The sequence below is a fragment of the Acinetobacter sp. YH12100 genome (assembly GCF_013419135.1).
In the GTDB taxonomy this organism is placed as follows: domain Bacteria; phylum Pseudomonadota; class Gammaproteobacteria; order Pseudomonadales; family Moraxellaceae; genus Acinetobacter; species Acinetobacter pseudolwoffii.
Genome location: NZ_VPAQ01000013.1, coordinates 73,862 through 89,844 on the forward strand (window position 1 = coordinate 73,862; position 15,983 = coordinate 89,844).

Sequence of the window (15,983 nt, forward strand, 5' to 3'; positions counted from 1 at the left end):
GCGCTTTAAAATGATCAGCAAGAAAAACAACAATAAAAAAAATAATAATTTTAGGCAGTGGAAATAGAAAACCCGCATTTAATCATCCTGATCATGCGGGTCTCAATTCAACGTCCATTGTCACATCCATGAAAAACAAGCTAAATGTTCTAGTTTGTTTTATTTTCTTCCTACGGCGTCCTGTCCTTATATTGTCATCCTGACATGTCCCTGTGCCGTGAGGCTATAATGCTCTGTTATGACATTGAGATAAACCCAAAAAATACGTCATGTCATGTAAGCAATAAGCCTTAATTGAGTGAACAGGTGTGCACTCAATTGATAGGTATCTTTTTATAGTTTGTAGTCGATGATCACTGGGGCATGATCGCTAAACCATTGTTCCTTATACACCCAGGCATTGACGGTACGCTCTTTCCAGTCTGGTGAGCAGGCCTGATAATCAATCCGCCAACCGACGTTCTTGGCTCGGGCTTGTCCGCGGTTTGACCACCAGGAATACAGTTCAGCTTCTTTGCGTACTTCGCGGAACGTATCGACATAACCGAGTTCATCATAGATATGATCTAGCCAGGCGCGCTCATGTGGTAAACAGCCGGAAGCTTTCTGGTTGCCGGACCAGTTTTTAATATCAATCCGTTTATGTACGATGTTGTAATCACCGCAGACAATCACCGATTTATTTTCATCGCGCCATTGTTTCAGGATTTTGGCATATTCTTCCAGAAAGTGATCTTTACGCGCTTGTGCTTCATCGCCTGATGAGCCGGAAGGTAGATACAATGAACAGATATGGGCCGTTTGCTCCAAACCTAAATCAAATTCGGCTGCAATAAAACGGCCTTGCGAATCTGCCAGTTCAAAGCCCAGACCATCGGTTAAAGAGACGAAGGGCAGGCGGCTATAAATCGCGGTACCGGCATAACCTGGCCGTTCGGCAGGGAATAGATGGGTATACCAGCCTTCCGGTTTAAATTTATCGGTCCACTGCACATGGGTGATCCGGCTTTCCTGCATACAGATCACATCGGCATCCGACTGTTCCATCCATTCCAATAGGCCTTTGCTCACCGATGAGCGTAAACCGTTGACATTAATTGAAACGACACGAAGAATTTTTTGATCACCTGGATAGCTACTCTTTGGTATCATGCGCAAGTCTTACCTTAATTAATGGATTTAGGAGCACCTCATGCCAACGCCAGCTCAGTTTAACCCGCAAGCTTTTATCGAACTCGCATTATCACGCGGTGTGCTTAAATTTGGTGAGTTTACTTTAAAATCGGGACGTGTGAGTCCCTATTTTTTTAATGCGGGTCTGCTGAATGATGGTGAAGCCTTGACATTGCTGGCTTCTGGCTATGCAGCAAAATTAACGGCATGTGACCATGTGGAAGTGGTTTTTGGTCCTGCATATAAAGGTATTCCTTTTGTGGCAGCGACTGCTGTGGCGCTATCACAAAATCATGGGGTGAGTGTGCCTTGGGGTTTTAACCGCAAAGAAGCCAAAGATCATGGCGAGGGTGGCGTACTAGTCGGTGCTTCTGTAGCAGGTAAAAAAGTCTGGATCATTGATGACGTGATCACGGCAGGAACAGCGATTCGTGAAGTCGTGACAATCTTGAAAAATGCCGGTGCACAAATCGCAGGTGTTTTGGTTGCACTTGACCGTCAGGAAAAAGGTCAGGGCGATTTATCTGCCATTCAGGAAGTGCAGCAAGAGCTCGAGATTCCTGTACATGCCTTAATTACCATGAAAGATTTGATGGACTATCTGGAAACCAAGGGCGATCAAGAAGCTTTAGCTAAAATGGAAGATTATCGAGTTAAATACGGGATCTAAGCGGTGATCCTTATCGTAAAGGAAGCTACAGCTTCCTTTTTTGTTTTAAAGTTCAATTGATGTAGAAATTAAGCATTCAAATACAGGGTGAATACTTAAAAAACTAAGTCAAAGTGCTGTAATTCAAAGATTTTTAATATTAAAGACTTTCAATCTTGATGTAGATGAATACAGTTTAAAATACTGGAAATTGACAATAATATTCAGTGATTCTGTACGCATTTGCTTACATGAGTTCAAGCCGTTTGCGTCTATACGCGCTGTGCTGCATTGCCTATGATGAATTCATCAGGAACAGGATGTTCCATAAAAGAATAACAAGAGATAAATACAAGGAAAGTAAGGTAAGACAGGAGTCATACCCAGCGAACCAACACGAAAATCCCCCGGCAGGATGCTGGGGAATTTTCATTTTTAGCGATTCATGCAGGCTCAGATGTAACAGGCTTAGGCGCGGGGAGAATAAATAAGGTGAGTTATTGGTTTAAATGACTGGAATAGGTTTAGAGAGCATCACCAACCGATCGCTTTTGAAGATTGTTAATCTTTAGAGCCAAAAAAAGCACCTTAAGGTGCTTTTTTTATTGCTGGGCTAAATTATAGCGCAACGATATTGATCGCGTTCGGGCCTTTTTGACCTTCAACTACGCTGAAAGAAACGCGTTGGCCTTCAAACAATGTTTTGAAGCCAGAACTGCTAATTTCTTTAAAATGAGCAAAAACGTCAGGACCTGATTCTTGTTGAATAAAACCAAAACCTTTAGTTTCGTTAAACCATTTTACTGTACCGGTAACTGTAGTAGACATAATATAACCTATCAAATTTTTAATAATTTTAGCCATTGAAATGACTATGGATAACTTTGAAAAACAACAAGAATTGAAATAAAGATCTGAAAAAACTGAGGATTATAAAATAACACTGCGGTACTTAAAGAAGTTTAACTAAACAACACTTTTTTCTAGTTGAGTACAGTATAACCTAAATCAGCAAATATTCAAGTTTTTTATATTTATTATTTATTTTTCTTATAAATATGGGTGGATCTTTCTTTTTTAAATATGTGCTGGTCAATTTTTTTAGTATGACTGACTGTATAAAAGATTTACTCAAGCAAAACAACAAACATACATTTTACTTACGTTACTTTATGTTAATCAAACTGAACCAGTACGCGGCAATATTTTTCTAAGTGAATGTATTTTATAACATTGGGTAAATTTGTAGCTGGCTTGTTTAAGATAGTTCTGGTCATTGTTCAGCTATTCAAAGGCCCCTATATTAAAAACACATGGAAAAATTAACTATAAGAATTTCTTAATTTTAATTTAAAACCAGAATAAGAGTGAGTCTCATGGATTACTGGAATTGTGTTTTATTAATCTCCATTATTGCAGTTGTAGGCCTAACGATTATTATCCTGCTAGTCGGCTGTAAAATCTGGAAAAACCTGATCGTCACTTTACTGATTTCGACCATAATGAGTTTTTTGATTATCTATGCCATCAACTTTATCTTTGGAAAGAGTCTGCATTTCCTTTGGGGTCACCGGGAAGTCGGGAATCTTGACTTTATGCTTGAAATTGGGCTGATGAGTCTGGTGATTGGTGGGGTAATCACCTTTATGATTATGTTAGGCACCTTGATTGCCAAAAGTAATGATAAACAGAGTGAGGAATAGAAACAGAGAGCAGGCAGTAGCAATGCTTTCTCTGGACAATACACAGCCTCCTTCTCTTGAGTCAATTTAATAACAGCCGACGAAGTATGAATGGGTTTTTCATACTTCGTCGTGGTCTTACCTTTTATCTTAAAAATGATAATCCGTCCTTAAAACATCATTTTAAGTCCTAAAGCATAGATCCAGACCCGGTCAGAGCCGGATGCCTGCTGCCAGACAGCCTGTTTGTTTCCTTTGCTATATTCATAGCCAACCTGCAGATAAGGCATGACTTTTTTACTGATCTCATAACGGGTTTCCAATCCTAATGTCGCATGACTCAGACCAGATTTTTTCGCACTCGCAGCTTGATCATTGAAAATGATATCCAGTTCAATAAAGGGCTGCATAATCAGTTTCTGAGTCAGCAACAGGTCACGTTCTGTTTCCAGTTTGAATCCGACAAAATCATCTTCACCGACATAGAGATAGGCATTGGTTTCAAAAAAATAAGGGGCCAGGCCATGCAGTCCAAGCACTGCATCGAAACGTTCATTTTGTAGGGAAGCTGTATGCTGGCTTATATTTTCCTGACGGTAGCGCAAACCGGTTTGTACATCCCAGAAATCGGAAATATTACGGCTATACAGGATTTCGGCCGCATAGTCAGCCTGACTCGATTCAGATTTATCTGCCTGCAGCTTGAGAAAAACCTTGTTTTCATCAGTACCAATTCTGGCTTCATTCTCTGATTTAAAAGCGCCATTTCCAGCTGAATTGATTTGCCATTTCTGGTCCAGAATGACTTGGCTATAAATCTGTGCACCATGTTCTTTCCGATGGTCATGCTCCGCAGTAGCGCCAACAGGTTTTTCGTGCCCTACAGATTCTTGATCAGATAAAGATCGAGCTTGTTGGGTATGTGAGCGTAGATCCGGCACTGCAATAGGAGCGCTGTGATGTACTGCGGTTTTGCTAGGATGATGATCCTGATGATCCTGATGATCCTGATGATCCGCTGCCAATATACCGAAACTCGCCACGAGCAGTGCACTGCTTAATACCGATTTTAAAAAGAGCTTAGTGATGTGCATGGCTTTCTCCTTGATCCACTGCTGGCTTTGACGGCATTTGTTGCGGCGAAGCATGAGAAGCTTGATCGTCATTCACATGTGCCACAATCAGCTTATTCATCATGCCGGCACTCATGTGATAGAGCAGATGGCAGTGAATCGCCCATTCTCCCAGTTCATCTGCCGTTAATAAGGTTGTGAGCGTTTTTCCAGGTGGCACAATCACGGTGTGTTTATTTGGCATCTGTGCAGCAGATTGACCATTTTCCAACTGCATAAACATGCCATGTAAATGCATCGGATGCGCCATCATGCTGTCATTGATAAATTTCAAACGGATCCGTTCGCCATATTGCACCTGCAATGGTTCGGCATCACTGAATTTTTTACCATTGATGGTCCAGATATAACGTTCCATGGTTCCACCCAGACGAATCACCAGTTCACGTTCTGCGGCTCGGGTATCGGTTTGTGGCGTCAGGGCTTTGAGGTCTTGATATTGCAATGCTTTATGCCCTGCAGGCGTAGACATATTGACCCAACCCTCAACCGGTGGATGAGACGGATTTGTCTTGGGTATAGCACTGTGACCTGCGTGCATGTCGTGCTGGGCATGCTCATCATGTTTAGGCGTATCTGTTGCAGATTTCGTGGTCTGACTGCTGTGTGCGGTATGAGACATGTCATGCGGTTCGCCATGTCCCATATCTTCCATGGTCAATAAGGCACGTGGACGTGGCGTCGGTAATTGAATCGGATGTGTCGCTGGATCAGCCTCATTGTGCAAGCTGCCAATGGCAAAGCCTGAACGGTCGATCGATTCGGCTTCAATCTGGTAATGAGGTGCAGTTGGTTCCACAATCACATCATACGTTTCAGCAGTTCCGATACGGAATTCATCTACAGCGACCGGCTGTACAGCTTGTCCATCGGCGCTAACCACGGTCATTTTAAGCTGGGGAATACGTACATCGAAAAACGACATGGCCGAGGCATTAATGAATCGCAGACGAACCTTTTCATTCGGTTTAAATTGGCCGCTCCAGTTCTGTTGCGGGGTTTTGCCATTGATTAAAAAGGTATAACCGCTGACATCAGACAGGTCGGTTTTCAACATGCGCATCTGGTTCCACATTTTGCGATCTGACCAGGTGGCCTTGAGACCGTCACGTTTTACCTGCTGGAGTACATCGCCCACGGTTTCACGCTGATTCTGATAATATTCGGCCGATTTTTTTAAATTATTCTGAATCTGTTGGCTGCCCTGTTCATGAAAATCCGACAGCATCACCACATAATCCCGCTCGGTTTTTTCATGCTCAGGCACCGGTGTTTGTGCTTTGGGATAAATCACCAAGGCACCATATAAACCGTCCTGTTCCTGACCTTTGGAATGCGCATGATACCAATAGGTACCGTTTTGACGAACCTTGAAACGATAAGTAAAAGACTGCTTCGGTTTGATACCCTGAAAACCATTAAATCCAGGGACACCATCCATTAGGCCGGGCAGGAGCAGGCCATGCCAGTGCAGCGAGGTATCTTGATTTTTCAGGTTGTTTTGCACATGAATCACCGCATCATCACCTTCTTCAAATTCAAGCAAGGGGGCAGGGAATTTTCCGTTTACGGTAATCCGTTTGACCGTCTTGCCGGTGAGATTGAGCGGGCTTTCATCAATGACCAGATGATATTCTTTAACAGCTGCAAAAACTGCAGACGATGACATCAGGCAAATGCCCAGACATAGGCATTGGGGAATTTTAATTAACATCACTTAATCCTTAATTAATAAAAAATTGAATATTCAGGATTAAGTTTTGGGTGGGCGCAGGATTTCCTGCCAATAACCGGCAAGGTGTTTGGCATGATAAGTTGGGAGGAGGGTTCTTTCTAGAGAATGATGGTCGAATACTGTCAGTTCAGGGACTGAAATTTGCAAGCCGCTCATCTGGCTTTGACAGGCCATCGTACTGCAATCCAGACAGTCTTGTGAGTGCTGTGGCATATCCGGAAAACAGTCAGCCTGTGTCAGGTCTTGATCTGAGTTATGCGCAGATTCATGCATAGCATGAGAGGTGGAGGCTTTTACCATATCCAGACAATGGCTGCTCATCTGTTCAGACGACATGACCAAATGCATGGTTGTTGCAGAAGCAATAGACACACTGCTCCAGCCTATGGCAAAAACCATAAGCATCACCAACCAGATTTGTTTGACGAGCCGTGTGAGCAAAGTCCACCCTGAAAAAATACGCTGCATGTTTGAGCAATAAAAGCATAAACGCAGTGACTGCAATTAGCAAATCCTGTGCGAGATTGTTTTTAGTCAGCTACATCACACTTTTATAGGTTCAGGTTTCAGTTTCGCACTTTTCACATTTTTTACAATCCAGCAGCATGCCAAGCTTTTCTTTGCGACCTTGCTCGGTCATCACCCAGGGCCGATTTTGCCACGGCGGGGTATGCCGTACATGCTGGCCATGTCCGCAGGCCAGCTCTGCAACCCAATGCTGTTCTTCATCCAAATGAAAACCGATAATTGCCTGTTGCATGGCAAACCTCCTTTTGAGCTCAATCTGCCTCAGTACTTATCTAAAAATCTATACAGAACAAGTCATGCAAAATCACCATAAACAAAAGAATCCACACAAGCTATACTCCTTGCTAAGTCATTTTTTGAAAAAGAGCAGAGACACATGCGCGTACTTGTTGTGATGGATCCCATCGAAAATGTAAACCTGAAGAAAGACTCGACCATGGCCATGCTTTGGGCAGCAGCACGCCGTGGGCATGAGCTTGGTTATGCATTACAACAAGATTTATATATTGAGCAGGGCAAAGCTTTTGGTTTGATAGCGCCGCTACAGGTGTTTGAAGACTATGATCACTATTATGAACTCGGTGAAAAAAAGAAAGAATCCATCGCTGCTTATGATGTGGTGTTAATGCGTAAAGATCCACCTTTTGATATGAATTTTGTCTACACCACTTATATTCTGGAGCAGGCAGAACGCGAAGGTGCATGGATTATTAACAAGCCACAAAGCCTGCGTGACTGTAATGAAAAACTGGTTGCGACCCAGTTCCCGCATCTGCAAGTTCCGACACTGGTGACTTCGCAGCAAAGCCTGATTCGTGAGTTTCTCAAAGAACAGGTCGATGTGATTGTGAAACCGCTGGATGGCATGGGGGGTACTGGAATTTTCCGCCTGTATCAGGATGGCATCAATATTGGTTCAACCATTGAAATGCTGACCAATAACGGTACCCAGCCGATTATGGCACAGCGTTATATTCCTGAAATTGTCGAAGGCGATAAACGTATCCTGATGATTAATGGCGAGCCAGTACCATATTGCTTGGCCCGTATTCCACAAAATGGTGAAGTGCGCGGCAATCTGGCGGCAGGCGGTCTGGGAGAAGCACGTCCACTGACTGAAAATGACCGCGCCATTGCGGCAAAAGTAGGCCCTTATCTTAGAGAAAAAGGTCTGGTTTTTGTAGGACTGGATGTGATTGGTAATTATGTCACTGAAATTAATGTAACCAGCCCAACCTGTATTCGTGAAATTGATGACCAGTTTGGAACCTCAATTGCCGATGATCTGTTTGCTGTATTAGAGGCAGGCCGTTCGCAGCAGGTTTAAACCAGACAGAAAAAGAGCCTCATCTGAGGTAATGCTGATCAGTTAAGGAGTTTAGAAATAGACTCTTTAATTTTTTAGTCATTCAATGCGGAGTATTAATGTTATAAATCAAATTCTTGTAAATAATTTGTTACTTTGGTTTCGCCCAAATGAGAAGCGAAGCTTCGCAAGGAAGGCATCTTGCGGAGCAACACTCCTCACCGCAAAACTCGTCAGCCTCCATCGACTAGTAAATTTGTCGCAGAAACAATCATTTTTAAATCTAGTCCTGCCTCAAACAGTTGCGGATGACTTTTCTACTTGTCAAATATGATCATGAATTTAAAAAAGAAAATTCTAGTCAATTTCTTAACTGACTGGCATTACTCATCTGAGGCTCTTTTTTATTGAGCATAACGCTTAAATAAAAGCAGCGTCATCAATATTCCTAAGATAGAAAGACAGGCTGTGACTGTCGCGATATGGGCCCATTGTTGTGTCGTGGATACCAGTGCCGCACTCAGAGGAGGTACAAAGAATTGCCCACAGGCTGAAACCTGTAAAACCAGACCGACACTGGCGGCTGCGGCATTGGCATGCGGTGCATAGTGCAGGGTAATGGCAAAAACAGTGGTTGGAATCATGCCACCGATCAGTGAAAACAGCACCGCACTGACAAACTGTAATTCGAATAGCAGCCAGGAATTTGCTGCAAATACTAGGCAACTGCTGCCGAGCATGGCGATGAATCCGGTGGTGAGTAAGGTTTTTGGTTTCCAGCCACGTTGTAGCAACATGCCTGCACCAAAAGTTCCGCCCAAATTGGCCAGTACAACTATTGAAACCAGCATCCCGGCGAGTTTTAAATCTAGGTCCTGTTCGACATACAAGGTAGGCAGAAAGCCGGTGACGGTGATCCATTGACTGGTATAGCAGGCAAAAATAATTGCCAGACAGACAATCGGGGGATGGGTCAGGGTAATTTTAACGATCTGCCAGAATGAGATATTTTCTGTGCCGGTTTGTGGGTGATTCGGCTGCGTCGGTGTAGCAGGCTCAAGATGTAAATACTGTTTGATCATGAGCGTGATGACCAGACACAGGCTGCCCAAAATAGCCCAGATCGTTTGCCAGCTCAGGTATTCAAGCAGCAGCGGAATCGTCAGTACCGCCAGACTGACACCGATGCCCATATAGGAACTCCAGAGCCCCAGCTTGAGATTTAGTGTTTCAGGTCGGCTGATCCGCTTTAAAATGGCGGGCGCACACAAGGAAATGGTTAAAAAGCCAATTCCCTCAGTAAAGCGCAATACATACAAGGTGGCAGACTGCGTAATCCTGAGTCCGGCCAGACTACTCAGCCCTAAAATGATTAGGCCCATGATCAGACAGCGCTTTAAGCCGATTTTTTCCGAGAATGCGCCAATACAGAGCGCAAACAGCATCCCGGCCGCCTGCACCAGCGCCAGTGAAAAACCTGCCTGAGTAAAACTCAGATTTAAATCCTGCTGCAAAACAGGAATGATGGCAGAGAGTTTGCCGACATGGATCGCGGCCAGATATCCGGCCAGAATAATCCATAGATCACGCATTGATATTTTTGACATTTACTAGGCTTAAGTCCATTTAAAACATCTGCTTGTGAATCAAGCATCATTGATATATAAGTATGAATAACATGAAATTTTTATAAAATTAATAGGATTTAAGCCTAAGTTAATTCAGCAGGGATAGAAGGCTAGTTGACTGGAATTAAACTGAAAATCACTGTAAATAAAGCCATATGCATGACCAAGTCATAGATAATAGAATGAGAAATTAGTTTAAAATTGATATGATGCTTCACTTAAGTCGAAGGAAAAGTGCAGACCTTATAAATAAAACGAGTCTAAACTTGAAATTTGCGTGAAAAAAACAATTAAAGCCTTGTTGAAATAAAGTAAATAAACTTTCAAGGCCTGACGATTGTGATTACAATTGATTACTTAGATCAGATTTCCTGCTCCATTTTAGAATTGAAGAATTAGACAGTGACCGACGCTCAGCAAAAACAGCCTAAACATGTCATGATGATGGCCGCAGGTACAGGTGGACATGTGTTTCCAGCGTTAGCTGTTGCCAAAGACCTACAACAACAGGGAATAACAGTGTCTTGGCTGGCTACGCCTGCAGGCATGGAAAATCGTTTATTAAAAAATCAGAATATTCCTGTTTATCAAATTGATATTCAGGGTGTGCGTGGTAATGGTTTTGTGCGTAAGGCCTTGGCCCCTTTTAAAATCATGAAAGCGACTTTTAGTGCCATGAAATACATGAAGCAGCTAAAAGTCGATGCCGTAGCCGGCTTTGGTGGTTATGTGGCAGGGCCGGGTGGTCTGGCTGCGCGTATCCTAGGTATTCCGGTGCTGGTTCATGAGCAGAATGCGGTGGCCGGTTTTACCAATAGCCAATTGTCGCGTGTTGCCAAGACGGTGTGTCAGGCGTTTCCGGACACCTTTCCCGCACAGGATAAAATCGTGACCACGGGCAATCCGGTGCGCCAAGAAATTAGTGACATTTTAAATCCGTCCTGGCGTTATCAGGAGCGTGAAAAAGCAGGATTACCCTTACGCATTTTAATCGTAGGTGGATCTTTGGGGGCGCAGGCCTTAAATGAACGGGTGCCTGAAGCCTTAAAACAGTTCAATGTGCCTTTAAATGTCTATCATCAGTGTGGTCAAAACCATGCTGAGGCGACGCGTGCATGTTATGCCAATGCTCCGGCAAATCTGCACGTCGAAGTCCAGCCTTTTATTGAAGATATGGCCAAAGCCTATAGTGATGCCGATGTGGTGATCTGTCGTGCTGGCGCATTGACGGTGACCGAAATTGCGACGGCAGGTGTGGCTGCGATTTTTGTACCGCTTCCAAGTGCGGTGGATGATCACCAGACTGCCAATGCCGGTTTTCTGGCCAAGATTAATGCGGCAAAAATCTGCCCACAGGCCAGTATGACCCCGGAAAGTTTAAAAACCTTATTAGAGCCGATGCTGAATCGCCAGCTATTAATGGAGATGGCGGTAAAAGCACGTCGACAGGCTCAACCCGATGCGACTCAACATGTGGTCCGTTTAATTCAAGAATTATCATTCGAGTAAACTATGTCTCCAGTAACCCCAGCTGAACAAGCGAAAAAATTAATTAAAGTGCCGGAAATGCGCCGTATCAAACACATTCATTTTGTGGGCATTGGCGGTGCAGGCATGTGTGGTATTGCCGAAGTGCTGAAAAACCAGGGCTATAAAGTTTCCGGTTCAGATATCAAGGCATCCAATACCACGGCGCAGCTGGAAGAAAATGGGATCAAGGTTTATATCGGGCACACTGCAAATAATATTAAAGGGGCCAATGTGATCGTGGTGTCTACTGCGATTGACAAGGAAAACCCGGAAATTAAAACCGCGATTGAAAGTCGTATTCCTGTGGTTCGCCGTGCAGAAATGCTGGGTGAGCTGATGCGTTACCGTCATGGTATTGCGGTTGCCGGTACTCATGGCAAAACCACGACCACCAGTCTGATCACCTGTATGCTGGCTGAAGAAAACATGGATCCAACCTATGTGATCGGCGGTTTGCTGAACCGTACCGGTATGAATGCTGCTCTGGGTGCCAGCCGTTATATCGTGGCAGAAGCCGATGAATCGGATGCCTCTTTCCTGCACTTGGAACCTATGGCTGCTGTAGTGACCAATATCGATGCCGACCATATGGATACCTATGGCGGTAGCTTCGATGTGCTGAAAGATACTTTTATCCAGTTCCTGCAAAAACTGCCATTTTATGGCCTGGCCGTGGTCTGTGGTGATGATGCCAATATTCGTGAAATCATGCCACGAATTGCACGTCCAGTGCTGACCTACGGTTTTAATGAAGACAATGACATTCGCGCGATAGATGTCGATCAGGACGGCATGCAAACGCACTTTACCGTATTGCGTAAAGAGCGTGAGCCATTACGTGTGACCGTGAATCAGCCAGGCTTACATAATGTCCTGAATGCCTTGGCTGCGATTGGTGTCGCGACCGATGAAGGCGTGTCTGATGCTTCTATTTGCCGTGCACTGGAAGGTTTCAGTGGGGTAGGCCGTCGCTTCGAAGTTCAGGGCGAATTTGAAATTGAGGGTGGTAATGTAAAACTGGTGGATGATTATGGTCATCATCCAAAAGAAGTCGAAGCCACCATTAAAGCCGCGCGTCAGAGTCATCCGGATCGTCGCCTGGTGATGATGTTCCAGCCACACCGTTATAGCCGTACCCGTGACTGTTTTGATGATTTTGTGGAAGTACTTTCTACTGTAGACCAGTTATTGTTATTGGATGTTTATCCTGCCGGTGAAAAACCGATTGTCGGGGCGGACAGCCGTACTTTAGCCCGCAGCATTCGTTTACGTGGCGAAGTTGAGCCAATTCTGGTCGATGCGGTGGACGGTAATCTGAATCAGATCATGAGAAAAGTATTGCAAGCAAATGACTTGTTATTAACCCAAGGCGCAGGTAATGTTGGAGCAATCTCAGTCGAACTTGCGCAAAATCACTTATATATAAAATAGTCATCTTGCATGACTGAATTGAATTGACCAGATTGAAAAAAGTTTAAGGATATAAACGTGTCAAATGCTTCAAAATTCGGAAAAGTTGCCGTGTTGCTTGGTGGTAAATCTGCAGAGCGTGAGGTTTCTCTAGACAGTGGTACGGCGGTACTTGAGGCATTAGTGCGTTCAGGGGTCAATGCGGAAGCTTTTGACCCGCAGCAACGTAGTGTCACAGAACTGGTAAATTATGACCGTGCTTTCATTGTATTGCATGGTCGTGGTGGTGAAGACGGTCAGATTCAGGGTGTACTGGAATGGCTAAATGTGCCCTATACCGGTACGGGGGTACAAGGCTCTGCAATCGGCATGGACAAGGTCAAGACCAAGCAGGTCTGGCAGGGTTCGGAATTGCCGACAGCGCCTTATCGTATTGTTACCAAAGATTCCGATGCAGCTGATATCGTCAATTCTTTAGGCCTGCCTTTGATTATCAAACCGGTACATGAAGGTTCCAGTATCGGCATGAGCAAGGTTGAAAAAATTGAAGACTTTGCAGAAGCAATTGCCAAGGCAACTGAACATGATGCCGTGGTGATGGCAGAACAATGGATTACCGGCCGTGAATTCACCATTGTGGTTTTAAATGGTCAGGCGCTGCCAGTGATTCGTCTTGAACCACCTCAAGATGTTGCTTTCTATGATTATGAAGCCAAATATAACCGTAACGATGTGCAATATGGCATTCCATGTGGTTTGACCGAAGCTGAAGAGCAACAGTTAAAAGCCTTGAGTCTGCGTGCATTTCAGGCAGTCGGTGCCAGCGGTTGGGGCCGGATTGATGCCATGCAGGATGAACGGGGCAACTTCTGGCTACTGGAAGTGAATACCGTACCGGGCATGACCAGTCATTCTTTGGTGCCAAAAGCGGCAGCTGCAGTCGGTTATAGTTTTGATGACCTGTGTGTTGCGATTCTGGAACAGACCCTGACCGGGTCGGCACACTAAATATGGCTCAACTTCCTGTTTCCATGCGCCGTAAACGTGCTGCGATTACCTCAATTCACGACAAGCCGCCGACACGCAAAGAAAAGCTGTCCAATTTTGGTGGCTGGTTATTGTTGTGTATTGCAGTGCTAGTGCTGGCCTTTGGAATATTGGGCTTATATAAAGTCATGACCAATACCGAAGTGGCAGAGCTGGGCGTGTTAGGTACCCGCTCGGCTGCTGAACAGCGTCAGGTCATGCAATATGTGTCACCGGTTGTGACCGAAAACTATTTTACTTCGGATCTGGAAGCGATCCGAGATCGTACCCTGGAGCTGTCCTGGGTGGATCGGGTGGTGGTTTCCCGAGCATGGCCAAATGGCATTCGGGTACGGATCATGCCACATCATGCGATTGCACGTTGGGGCACAGGACGTTTATTGAGTGACAGTGGTGTCATTTTCACCGAAGTCACACCCAAGAATTATGAGGCATTACCGTTACTACATGGGCCGGCGAGCCATGCAGAAACCATGATGCGTCGTTATAATGAAATTAATCAGTTATTTTTGCCACACGGCATTCGTCTAAAAGAACTCTATCTCACCGAGCGAATGACCTGGTTTATGCAGTTTGATTCGGGTTTAAGAATAATTGTTGATAAAGATCAGACCATGAGCAAATTACAGCGCTTGAGCCATCTGTCTCAAAGCGACTTAAAGTCGGTCTGGTCTAAAATTTCGGCCATCGACCTGCGTTATCGCAATGGATTGTCGATACAGTGGAAAAATTCAATTCCGCCTAAAATTGTAAATGGGCATTTTATTGTAACCATTGATGACACGGGCGTTGAGAATAATGTAACAGTAAAGCCATAATGATCGGCTTTAAAAAATAGAGGCATTCAAGCCATAAATCTAACAAACATGTAATGGTAGTAGTGAATAATGAGTGAAGCTGTTCCCTCGGTTGTGGCGATTGACATTGGGACACACAAAGTTTCAGTTTTGATTGGCAAGGTACACGCGCCAGACAATATCCAAGTGATTGGTATGGCTACCGCTCGTAACCGAGGCATGAGTAAAGGGAAAATTGTCAGTCTCGATAAAGTTATTACCGCAATTAAAAATGCCGTCCAAGAAGCAGAAGATATGGCGGAGTGTCGGGTGCATTCTGCTTGGGTTTCTATTCCAAGTGCCGAATTAAAAAGCTTTTATGCTTCAGGTCGAACCTCGATCGACAATAGCGAACATGCGATTACCACCAGCGAAGTGGTTCGTGCACTGGAGTTGGCCAAAGCCAGTCATTTGACTTCAGACCATTATCTGGTCAGTGCTGTGCCTCTGGGCTTCGAGCTGGATGACTCATCAGAGTGGGTGCTGAATCCGATTCGCATGTCTGCACATAGCATGACTGGTCATTATCATCTGATGATGCTGCCGATTAGCACCATGCAAAATATTGACCGTGCCCTCAAGGGCGCCAATATTGGTGTGGAAAAAATGGTGGTCTCAAGTCTGGCAACTGCTGAGGCCAGTCTGCTCAAAGATGAAAAAGAATATGGCGTCTGTCTGGTCGATATCGGTGCCGGCACCACCAATGTGGCGGTGTATGTGGATGGTCGTCTGGCCTTAACCCATACCTTCCAGCGTGGTGGCGAGCATGTGACCCGTGATATTGCGGCGGTGTTGCAGACCACGACCGAAGAAGCTGAACGCCTGAAACTGCTGTATGGCTGCGTAGACCTGAAAGTGGTTAAGCCTGACCATATGATTCAGTTCCAGGGGATTGATGGGCCACAAACCATCAGCCGGATTGAGCTGACCGAAATTATCATGGCGCGTTATGACGAAATTCTTGGATTGGTGCGTGATGAACTGGTGAAAAATGGCGCGATGCAGGGCTTGTATCATGGTGTGGTCCTGACCGGTGATGCCAGTCATATTGAAGGTATGGTGAGTTTTGTACGCCGTACCTTGGGTGTGTCAGCTCATTTGGGTAATCCACCAACGCAGGTGTATGCCGATGAACAGCATCAGGCGGCGCTACGCCGTTCGCAATATAGTACGGTCGCGGGTTTGCTGATGTTTAGTCAGAGTGATACTCAAGACACGATTGTAGAACAGGATGATGTAGAGCGATTATCGTTAACTCAGCGCGTCAAGCGGGCTTGGTCTGGCTTTAATGACACCTTGAAATCAATCTTTTAAGTCGATTTTTAT

The 15,983-nt window shown here is 44.7% G+C and carries 15 protein-coding genes; 8 read left to right on the top strand and 7 right to left on the bottom strand.

The window, feature by feature from the left end; all coding sequences use genetic code 11:
* Nucleotides 1-333: 333 nt before the first annotated feature.
* On the bottom strand, nucleotides 334-1,152 hold the full coding sequence (locus FTU40_RS10490; RefSeq protein WP_005094995.1) for an exodeoxyribonuclease III: 819 nt from the start codon (nucleotides 1,150-1,152) through the stop codon (nucleotides 334-336).
* Nucleotides 1,153-1,192: 40 nt separating this feature from the next.
* Between FTU40_RS10490 and pyrE the strand changes: the two genes are divergently transcribed.
* A complete protein-coding gene (gene pyrE / locus FTU40_RS10495) occupies nucleotides 1,193-1,843 on the top strand; it encodes an orotate phosphoribosyltransferase (RefSeq protein WP_005094997.1) in 651 nt (216 codons plus the stop codon).
* A gap of 597 nt (nucleotides 1,844-2,440) precedes the next feature.
* Here the strand turns inward: pyrE and FTU40_RS10500 are convergent.
* Complete coding sequence (locus tag FTU40_RS10500) at nucleotides 2,441-2,650, bottom strand: cold-shock protein (RefSeq protein WP_005094999.1); 210 nt, start codon at nucleotides 2,648-2,650, stop codon at nucleotides 2,441-2,443.
* A gap of 548 nt (nucleotides 2,651-3,198) precedes the next feature.
* On the opposite strand from FTU40_RS10500, the gene FTU40_RS10505 reads away from it, so the two are divergent.
* Nucleotides 3,199-3,525, top strand: coding sequence for a hypothetical protein (locus FTU40_RS10505; RefSeq protein WP_005095001.1), 327 nt, complete (start codon nucleotides 3,199-3,201; stop codon nucleotides 3,523-3,525).
* A 149-nt stretch (nucleotides 3,526-3,674) separates the two neighbouring features.
* Here FTU40_RS10505 and FTU40_RS10510 read toward each other — a convergent pair whose 3' ends face one another.
* From FTU40_RS10510 to FTU40_RS10525, 4 genes are all read right to left on the bottom strand, one after another.
* Nucleotides 3,675-4,598, bottom strand: a complete 924-nt coding sequence (locus FTU40_RS10510) for a copper resistance protein B (protein WP_180040774.1) — start codon at nucleotides 4,596-4,598, stop codon at nucleotides 3,675-3,677.
* Entirely contained in the window at nucleotides 4,585-6,351 is a 1,767-nt protein-coding gene (locus FTU40_RS10515; RefSeq protein WP_100534535.1) for a copper resistance system multicopper oxidase, read from the bottom strand. Before FTU40_RS10515 ends, FTU40_RS10510 begins: the two co-directional genes overlap by 14 nt.
* Nucleotides 6,352-6,390: 39 nt before the next feature.
* Nucleotides 6,391-6,771: a hypothetical protein gene (locus FTU40_RS10520; protein WP_257223537.1), complete on the bottom strand. Its 381-nt coding sequence runs from the start codon at nucleotides 6,769-6,771 to the stop codon at nucleotides 6,391-6,393.
* Nucleotides 6,772-6,931: 160 nt separating this feature from the next.
* A complete protein-coding gene (locus tag FTU40_RS10525; protein ID WP_004281307.1) occupies nucleotides 6,932-7,132 on the bottom strand; it encodes a DUF3565 domain-containing protein in 201 nt (66 codons plus the stop codon).
* Between the two features lie 144 nt (nucleotides 7,133-7,276).
* Here FTU40_RS10525 and gshB point away from each other — a divergent pair, with 144 nt between their 5' ends.
* Nucleotides 7,277-8,227, top strand: a complete 951-nt coding sequence (gene gshB / locus FTU40_RS10530; protein ID WP_180040778.1) for a glutathione synthase — start codon at nucleotides 7,277-7,279, stop codon at nucleotides 8,225-8,227.
* 383 nt (nucleotides 8,228-8,610) lie between these two features.
* Here the strand turns inward: gshB and FTU40_RS10535 are convergent, their stop codons facing one another.
* Nucleotides 8,611-9,813, bottom strand: coding sequence for a CynX/NimT family MFS transporter (locus FTU40_RS10535; RefSeq protein ID WP_180040780.1), 1,203 nt, complete (start codon nucleotides 9,811-9,813; stop codon nucleotides 8,611-8,613).
* A 423-nt stretch (nucleotides 9,814-10,236) separates the two neighbouring features.
* Here FTU40_RS10535 and murG point away from each other — a divergent pair, with 423 nt between their 5' ends.
* From murG to ftsA, 5 genes are all read left to right on the top strand, one after another.
* Nucleotides 10,237-11,343, top strand: a complete 1,107-nt coding sequence (gene murG / locus FTU40_RS10540; RefSeq protein ID WP_100354939.1) for an undecaprenyldiphospho-muramoylpentapeptide beta-N-acetylglucosaminyltransferase — start codon at nucleotides 10,237-10,239, stop codon at nucleotides 11,341-11,343.
* A gap of 3 nt (nucleotides 11,344-11,346) precedes the next feature.
* On the top strand, nucleotides 11,347-12,795 hold the full coding sequence (gene murC / locus FTU40_RS10545) for a UDP-N-acetylmuramate--L-alanine ligase (RefSeq protein ID WP_100354938.1): 1,449 nt from the start codon (nucleotides 11,347-11,349) through the stop codon (nucleotides 12,793-12,795).
* Nucleotides 12,796-12,852: 57 nt separating this feature from the next.
* Nucleotides 12,853-13,782 (top strand): D-alanine--D-alanine ligase, encoded by a 930-nt coding sequence (locus FTU40_RS10550; protein ID WP_180040782.1) that lies wholly within the window; start codon nucleotides 12,853-12,855, stop codon nucleotides 13,780-13,782.
* 2 nt (nucleotides 13,783-13,784) lie between these two features.
* Nucleotides 13,785-14,639, top strand: coding sequence for a cell division protein FtsQ/DivIB (locus FTU40_RS10555; RefSeq protein ID WP_180040786.1), 855 nt, complete (start codon nucleotides 13,785-13,787; stop codon nucleotides 14,637-14,639).
* A gap of 69 nt (nucleotides 14,640-14,708) precedes the next feature.
* Nucleotides 14,709-15,971 (top strand): cell division protein FtsA, encoded by a 1,263-nt coding sequence (ftsA, locus tag FTU40_RS10560; RefSeq protein WP_005095026.1) that lies wholly within the window; start codon nucleotides 14,709-14,711, stop codon nucleotides 15,969-15,971.
* Nucleotides 15,972-15,983: the final 12 nt, after the last annotated feature.